Raw genomic sequence first — 6903 nt, 5'->3', positions numbered from 1 at the left:
CCGAACTGGACCACCTACATCAGATCAGACACACACACGAGGCATGCCTTTCACAGACCCCTTTGGGCGTCCGTAGTAGTACCGCATCGTCTTCGAGCGTGACGTCGTGCCGATCGTCGTAGACGACTGGCCAGCCGCCGACATCCCCAACCGGCTATTGACCACCTGGTTGATATCAGCCCCGGCGCGAATCGCTGCGGCACCAGACTTGGTAAAGACCTTGTCTTGATCTGCCGCATTCAACGAGTCCCAGTAGGCCTGAACGTCGAAACCAGGCCCCTCGAAGCGGATGGAGCCGTCATCCGGGACTGCAACCTGTGTGCAATCGCACCCCGGATGCCGCAGAAACGGTTTGTCCCAATAGCCACGCTTGCCTGCCAGAATCGCGCATCGCGCGCAACATGGCGGGTTCGACATACGAACGTAGAGCGTCTTGGGCCGCATCAGGCCGGCAACTGCTTTCGCCATTCGCTGGGTATCGATCAACGCGGTTTGGGTAATCGTCGCCAAGAGCATTCCACCGGCTTCCCATGCTTGGCGATATTCCTGTGGCGTCGGCTCCTCATACAGCGCCAGGCGCTCACGAACACGCTTGGCTACCGCGCGCGGAATGATCTCCAGCGGATCCCCATCCGGCATGTACCCGGCAAACGCGTCGGAGTTGAGCATGCCGATCGGGCTATCTTGCCAGCCGTTGGCCATCAGTTCCAGGTTCATCGTCTTGTCCACCAGGGCGGCGTTTTCCGCCTGTGCCCTCGCGATCAACTGAACCACCTGGTCGCCAAACTCACGTTCCCACACGTCGATATCCATCGGGGAAGCTCGAGGCATCAAATCAATGCGCAACTTGCGCAGCGTATGCCGCACAATCTTGGAACGCTCAATAGCCTCCTCCCGCATTTCTGGCGGCAACGCCCGAAATGCATTGCTGATGCCGCGTCAGTTGCTTGGCGGGAAGATTACGCCAGAGACCACGCTTGCTGAATATACGAATCTGAAAGCGCAGTGGGGTTGCTCAATCCAGGCGATTGTGCGGCGCGCGCATGAACTCGACCTGATCGATTACAAGCGTTATCGCAGTCTGCGTATGCAGATCTCCGGGCGTGGTTGGCGGGTCAATGAGCCCGGCGACGTGTTGCTTGAAAACACGTTCGTCGAACCGGTTGATCTGACCCATCTTGCTCCTTCTGCCCATGAGGAGGCGGTGCACCCGCACATTGCCAGTGTGACCCAACTGCCGACTACTCGGCCAAAGTAAGGCGCACTGATGTCTTCGAAGCACGTTGCTTTGCTTGATATGGCCACCGCTATGAATGTGTGGGGCGACGTGGACGACGTGGGGTGGCTTTCCTCGCCCGCCAAGGGGGGATGGTTCCCACAGCACAACCTGATTCTGCTCGCTCCGGGTCTGCACCCGGTCGAGGAACTGTGCGCCCTCGCCCACGAACTCGCCACGCTTCTCTCGGCCATACGACTCACGAGAATGGGTGGTTTGCACAGCACCAGGAGCGAGCCGCCGATAGGTGGGCGGCACGTATGCTTATCTCCTCTGTCGAATACGAACTTGCGGAAGGTCTCTATGGGCCCAGCCCAAACCTAATAACGCGAGAGCTCGGCGTGACCACGCACATCCTTGCCACCTGGCAGGACCTCTACGAAAGGACACACGACTGATATGACCCATCCAGACGAAGTAGTCATCTACAACACCGACGACGGAAAGGCACAGGTGCGCCTCCAGGTAGTCGAACACGACGCGTGGCTTACCCAAAAACAGATGGCGCAACTCTTCGACGTCACTACCGCAGCCATCTCCCACCACATCAAAGAAGTCACGCTGTCGAGAGAAATTGGCGAAGAGTCTACTTTCAAACAACTTTTGAAAGTACCTGGTCAAAGCCGGTCGGTAAATCACTACAACCTCGACATGATTATCGCCGTCGGGTACCGCGTGCGCGGTCCACGCGGAAGCCAATTCCGCACATGGGCAACCCAAGTGCTCCGTGAATACCTAGTTAAAGGTTTCGCACTCGATGATCAGCGCCTTAAAAACGACAACCACGACACTTACTTCGACGAACTACTAGAGCGGATCCGCGAAATCCGCCTGTCAGAACGCCAATTCTTCCGCAAGATTTGTGACGTCATCGCCGCCTCCAGTAGCGACTACAACCCCAAGCGCACGGACGTACAACAGTTCTTCGCCTCGATACAGAACAAACTGCACTTTGCAGTACACGGCAAGACCGCTGCCGAGCTCATAATCGCGCGCGCCGACGCTGCTAAGGACAACATGGGCCTGACTAACTGGGACAGTGTCAACGGGCCGAAAACCAAGGATGTCATCGTCGCTAAGAACTACCTCACCGACGACGAACTGCGAGAGATGGCACGACTGACCACGATGTACCTCGACTATGCCGAAGACCGCGCTGATAAACGTCAAGGAATGCTGCTGAGCGACTGGAAAGATCTCACCGACAAATGGCTTGTATTCAACGAACGCGAGGTCCTAACAGGGGCCGGTAGCCGCAGCCACAAACAAGCCACCGACTACGCAATGGAGCAATGGGAAGCCCACAAGCGGACTCTCGACGCCAAAGTAGACGCGAAAGACATGGCCGCACTAGAGGCAGCCGTTCGAGACATGAAGAACAAATAAATGCACCCCGCGGGGCCCGGCAGCCCAGTGAAAACCGCCCCAAATAGGCACGAAGCGCCACCTCGGACCTAACGGGCAACCGCTTTGACAACGTCAGCTGGAATAACGCCGTCTATTCGACGTACTCCATCGAGGTCCTGATCCTCCTACCGGTATTACGCCAGGCTCGCCGAACGAATTGGCCCGGCTTCGGAGGCTTCTGGATGTAGATCTTCTCTCCGTGGCTCGTGGTCGCGATGACTTCCTTTTCGCCTTCCTGCCACACGGACTCCCCTGACGTCACAGCTAACCTCCTTGCTTATGTCCACCACTGTATCCGCGCTTATGGCACTACGCGGTCTGTTCGTCTGTCTTGCGCTGTTTGCGTTTCTCCTCCAGGTCGGCGACGCCGTCGGGTCCGATGTAGCGGGCGCGCCAGCGTCCGGAGGGGAGTTGGGAGACCGTGCCGAACTGTCGTTTCGTTGAGCGGCGGAGTGCCATGTTCTCGTCCGTTTTCGTGGTCTAAACGTGGTCTACGGAATGAACGGCATTGTACTTTGGTGCACCTTCCTGCACTTTCATTTATTGCCACTACCAGCACAAATAAGAAGAACCCCCCAGGCCCGTAAGGGTCTGGGGGTTCGCACTCGGTGGAGCCGCCGGGAATTGAACCCGGGTCCTTCACCACCGCACCAGGGCTTCTCCGTGCGCAGTTCGCACAGAATCTCTGCTCGGCCCTCCGGATCAGGCGAACATGTCCGAATGACGGGCCCAGTCAGTGAAAAATGTCCCTCCCGAGGCCCCACTGACAGGGCCGGAAGGCAAGTCCCCTAAGTCGACGCCAGGTACCGGGTCGGGGACATCCCCGGCCTGACGGACACGCAGGTCGCTGAACCTTTCTAATTAGGCAGCGAGGGCGTAGTCACGCTGAGAGTTCTTCTCTGCGTTTATTAGTTACAGCGACGCTTTCGGTGGTCTCCTGCCTGCACCGGCACGCTTCCCCTGGCTAAGTGATGAAGTCGAAACCAAATCGACCCCTTCAACTACGAAGAAACGTAGGAGAAGAAACGTTACCCCACGCGGCGCCGGAGCACAAGGAGCCGAGCGCACCGGAGCCCAAGGGGCCGAGCGCACCGGAGCCCAAGGAGCCGAGCGCGCCGGAGCACAAGGGGCTGGGCGCGCCGGAGCCTGAGCAACGCCCGCAAGCCCGCCCCAGCCGGCAAGCCCTGCCCCAGCCGGCAACCTACTCCGTGAAGGCTGGCCGGACGCGGAGGAATTCGATGACGGCGTCGGGGCCGGCGTCGACAGCTAGGCGGGCCGCCTTGGCTACTTCGGTGGCGGCCATCTTGGGCAGGCCGTCGTCGCCGGAGAGCATGTCGGTGTCGGTGCGGCCCGGGTGCAGCGAGGTCACGCGCACCTTGCCGGCTTCCTCCTGTGCGAGCGAATCGGTAAAGCCGCGCAGCGCGAACTTGGAGGCGCAGTAGGCGGAGTTGTTGGCGATGCCGTGGTAGCCGGCGCCGGAGTTGATGGTGATGATCAGGCCGTTGGATCGTCGTAAAGCAGGAAGCAGCGCGCGAGTCAGGGTCACGGGCGCGTGGAGGTTGACTTCCATCATGTTGCGCCAGGATGCGTCCGTGAGCTCCGAAAGAGAGCCGTTTTCCATCACGCCGGCGGCCAGCACGAGGACGTCGAGTTCGTCGATCTCAGCGGCGGCGCGCTCAATAGCTGCGGTGTCCGTCAGGTCCACCTCGAACGGCTCCGCGCTCGGCAGCGCCGAAACAATCTCGGACGCGTCCTGTGACGCGCCCGCGTAAATGTGGTGGTCCTTGCCAAGTTCTTCAGCAATCGCGCGACCGATGCCGCGGGACGCTCCAGTAATCAGTGCCTTTTTCATAGGCCCCCACCGTACTGAAAACGCTACGCCTTGATGCCCTTCAACTTGCGGCCCAGCTCACGGGTGATTTCGCGGTCCTCGGTGCGTCGCTTGATGGCGCGGCGCTTGTCGTAGTCCTGCTTACCCTGGCCGAGGCCCAACTCGACCTTGGCGCGGCCGTCCTTGAGGTAGAGCGACAGCGGGATCAGGGTGCGGTTGCCGTCGCGGACTTTGCCTTCCAGCGAGTCGATCTCGCGGCGGTGCAGCAGCAGTTTGCGGGTGCGGCGCGGCGGGTGGTTGGTCCAGTGCCCCTTGGAGTATTCGGGGATGTGCATGTTGCGCAGCCAGACTTCACCGTTGTCGATGGTGGCAAACGCCTCGACGAGCGACACCTTGCCCTCGCGCAGCGCCTTGATTTCGGTGCCTTGCAGGACGATGCCGCATTCCCAGGTGTCCAAGATGGTGTAGTCATGGCGAGCTTTCCGGTTGGTCGCTAGGACGCCGGTGTTGGAAAGCTTCTGCTTTTTGTTCTTCTTGGACATAGGCGCTCGAGTGTACTACTTCCGCACGTAGGAGCGAAGTGCCACCTGGGCTGCGAGGCCGCCGAGCACCATGGCGACAAGCCCGGTCAGTGGCATGACGGCCCACACTGCGGAGTCGGGGACGCGGGCGATGAGTTGGGATGCGTAGAGGTCGCCGAGCAGCGGGTCCACTAGGAACTGCTTGCCGGCCCACACGCCGAAGGTGGCCAGCACCGCGCCGAGCAGTACGGAGATCACGGCCTCGAGCACGAACGGGGCCTGGGTGTACCAGCGCGAGGCGCCGACCATGCGCATGATGCCGATTTGTTCGCGGCGGTTGAACGCAGCCAACTGCACCATGTTCGCGATCAGAAACACTGCGGCCAGCGCCTGTGCGGCGGCGATGACGAAGGCGGCGTTGCGGAACGTGTTCAGCGTGCCGGCGGCGGAGCGTACGGTGTCGGCTTGGTCTGAAATGACGGTGACCTGCGGCAGCTCACGGATCGCGTCGAGCGGCGCCGTGTCCGTGGGGTCCTTCAGGCGCACGTGCAGTGCGGCCGGCAGCGCATCCGGGGTGGTCTCACGCACGAGTTCCGGCTCGGCGTCCTGGAACAGTTCCACGAACCGCTCGTAGGACTGCTCGCGGGAGCGGAAGGTGACTTGCTCGACGCGGTCGTCGCCCTGCAGGGTGTCGCGTACCTGTTTGCAGGCGTCGGTGGAGCAGTCCTTGTCGCCCGCGGAGATGTCCTCGTCCAACTCGACCATCACTTCGACGCGGTCGAGGTAGAGCTTCTTCGTATCTGCGGTGGCCTGCGAGATCAAAATGCCCGTGCCGACGAGCGCGAGTGAGAGCGCCGTGGTGATCACCAGCGCGATGGTCATGGTCAGGTTGCGGCCGAGGCCTTTGAAGCCTTCGCGGAAGATGAAATTCCAGTTCATGGTCACTTCCTCACATCCCCGTAGACGCCGTTTTGTTCGTCGCGCACGACCTTGCCCAGTTGCAGTTCGATGACGCGTTTGCGCATGTCATCCACCGCACGCGCGTTGTGTGTGGACATGACCACGGTGGTTCCCATGCGGTTAATACGCGCAAGCAACGCCATGATTTCGTCGGCGGTGCCGGGGTCGAGGTTGCCCGTGGGCTCGTCGCAAAGCATGAGCTTTGGCTTATCGACGAACGCACGCGCAATCGCAACACGCTGCTGCTCACCACCTGACAACTCGCGCGGCATACGATTCGCCTTCGCGCCGAGGCCGACAAGTTCGAGCGCCTCCGGCACGAGTTTGGCAATGCGGTCCTTCGGTTTGCCGATGACCTCAAGCGCGAACGCCACATTGTCGTACACGTTGAGGTTGGGCAGCAGGCGGAAGTCCTGGAACACGTAGCCGATGGACTGGCGCAGTTTGTTGATCTGCTTGCCGGACAGTGCGTTGACGTGGAAGTCGCCGAAGTAGATGTCGCCGGAGGTGACGTTTTCCTCGCGGATCATCAACTGCAAAAACGACGATTTGCCGGAGCCGGACGCGCCGATCAGGAAGACGAACTCGCCGTCTGGGATCTCCAGGGTGACGTCGTTGAGTGCGGGGCGCGTGGACGTCGGATACGTCTTGGTCACATGGTCGAATCGGATCACGCGACACACCTTACCCGTTACTGGTGTGACTCTTGTTGCTGCTGTGCCATGCGCCAGCGGATGCCAGCCTCCAGGAAGCCGTCGATGTCGCCGTCGAGAACCTTCTGCGGGTCGCCCACCTCATAGTCGGTGCGCAGGTCCTTCACCATCTGATACGGGTGCAGGACATAGGAGCGCATCTGGTTGCCCCAGCTGGCGTTACCACCCGCGCCGAGGGCGTCCATCTCCGCCTTT

The 6903-nt window shown here is 60.7% G+C and carries 10 protein-coding genes, 1 other RNA gene and 1 pseudogene; 3 read left to right on the top strand and 9 right to left on the bottom strand.

The window, feature by feature from the left end; genetic code table 11:
• Positions 1-24: 24 nt before the first annotated feature.
• Complete coding sequence (locus HMPREF2690_RS03010; RefSeq protein WP_141761184.1) at positions 25-846, bottom strand: hypothetical protein; 822 nt, start codon at positions 844-846, stop codon at positions 25-27.
• On the opposite strand from HMPREF2690_RS03010, the gene HMPREF2690_RS12270 reads away from it, so the two are divergent.
• From HMPREF2690_RS12270 to rhuM, 3 genes are all read left to right on the top strand, one after another.
• Complete coding sequence (locus HMPREF2690_RS12270; protein WP_210401375.1) at positions 839-1258, top strand: hypothetical protein; 420 nt, start codon at positions 839-841, stop codon at positions 1256-1258. The two genes, HMPREF2690_RS03010 and HMPREF2690_RS12270, sit on opposite strands and share 8 nt — an antisense overlap.
• 278 nt (positions 1259-1536) lie before the next feature.
• Positions 1537-1674: a hypothetical protein gene (locus HMPREF2690_RS12265; protein WP_167617354.1), complete on the top strand. Its 138-nt coding sequence runs from the start codon at positions 1537-1539 to the stop codon at positions 1672-1674.
• A 1-nt stretch (position 1675) separates the two neighbouring features.
• Entirely contained in the window at positions 1676-2662 is a 987-nt protein-coding gene (gene rhuM / locus HMPREF2690_RS02995) for a RhuM family protein (RefSeq protein WP_070820145.1), read from the top strand.
• A 112-nt stretch (positions 2663-2774) separates the two neighbouring features.
• Here the strand turns inward: rhuM and HMPREF2690_RS12125 are convergent, their stop codons facing one another.
• The 8 genes and pseudogenes from HMPREF2690_RS12125 to prfB form a co-directional block, all read right to left on the bottom strand.
• A complete protein-coding gene (locus HMPREF2690_RS12125) occupies positions 2775-2945 on the bottom strand; it encodes a hypothetical protein (RefSeq protein WP_167617352.1) in 171 nt (56 codons plus the stop codon).
• Positions 2946-2992: 47 nt separating this feature from the next.
• A complete protein-coding gene (locus HMPREF2690_RS12120; RefSeq protein WP_167617324.1) occupies positions 2993-3142 on the bottom strand; it encodes a hypothetical protein in 150 nt (49 codons plus the stop codon).
• A gap of 147 nt (positions 3143-3289) precedes the next feature.
• Positions 3290-3679, bottom strand: a transfer-messenger RNA (tmRNA) gene (gene ssrA, locus HMPREF2690_RS02990).
• 205 nt (positions 3680-3884) lie between these two features.
• Positions 3885-4535 (bottom strand): SDR family oxidoreductase, encoded by a 651-nt coding sequence (locus HMPREF2690_RS02985; protein WP_070820144.1) that lies wholly within the window; start codon positions 4533-4535, stop codon positions 3885-3887.
• A gap of 23 nt (positions 4536-4558) precedes the next feature.
• Positions 4559-5056 carry an SsrA-binding protein SmpB gene (smpB, locus tag HMPREF2690_RS02980; protein WP_070452075.1) on the bottom strand — a complete coding sequence of 166 codons (498 nt, stop codon included), beginning with the start codon at positions 5054-5056 and terminating at the stop codon, positions 4559-4561.
• Between the two features lie 15 nt (positions 5057-5071).
• Positions 5072-5974 carry a permease-like cell division protein FtsX gene (ftsX, locus tag HMPREF2690_RS02975; protein ID WP_070820143.1) on the bottom strand — a complete coding sequence of 301 codons (903 nt, stop codon included), beginning with the start codon at positions 5972-5974 and terminating at the stop codon, positions 5072-5074.
• Between the two features lie 2 nt (positions 5975-5976).
• Positions 5977-6669 (bottom strand): cell division ATP-binding protein FtsE, encoded by a 693-nt coding sequence (gene ftsE, locus HMPREF2690_RS02970; RefSeq protein ID WP_070452078.1) that lies wholly within the window; start codon positions 6667-6669, stop codon positions 5977-5979.
• 17 nt (positions 6670-6686) lie between these two features.
• A pseudogene (gene prfB, locus HMPREF2690_RS02965) lies at positions 6687-6903 on the bottom strand (peptide chain release factor 2); the annotation flags it as partial.

It is taken from the genome of Corynebacterium sp. HMSC034E11 (genome assembly GCF_001835905.1).
Lineage (GTDB): Bacteria > Actinomycetota > Actinomycetes > Mycobacteriales > Mycobacteriaceae > Corynebacterium > Corynebacterium coyleae.
This window is presented reverse-complemented; position numbering and strand designations above follow the sequence as displayed.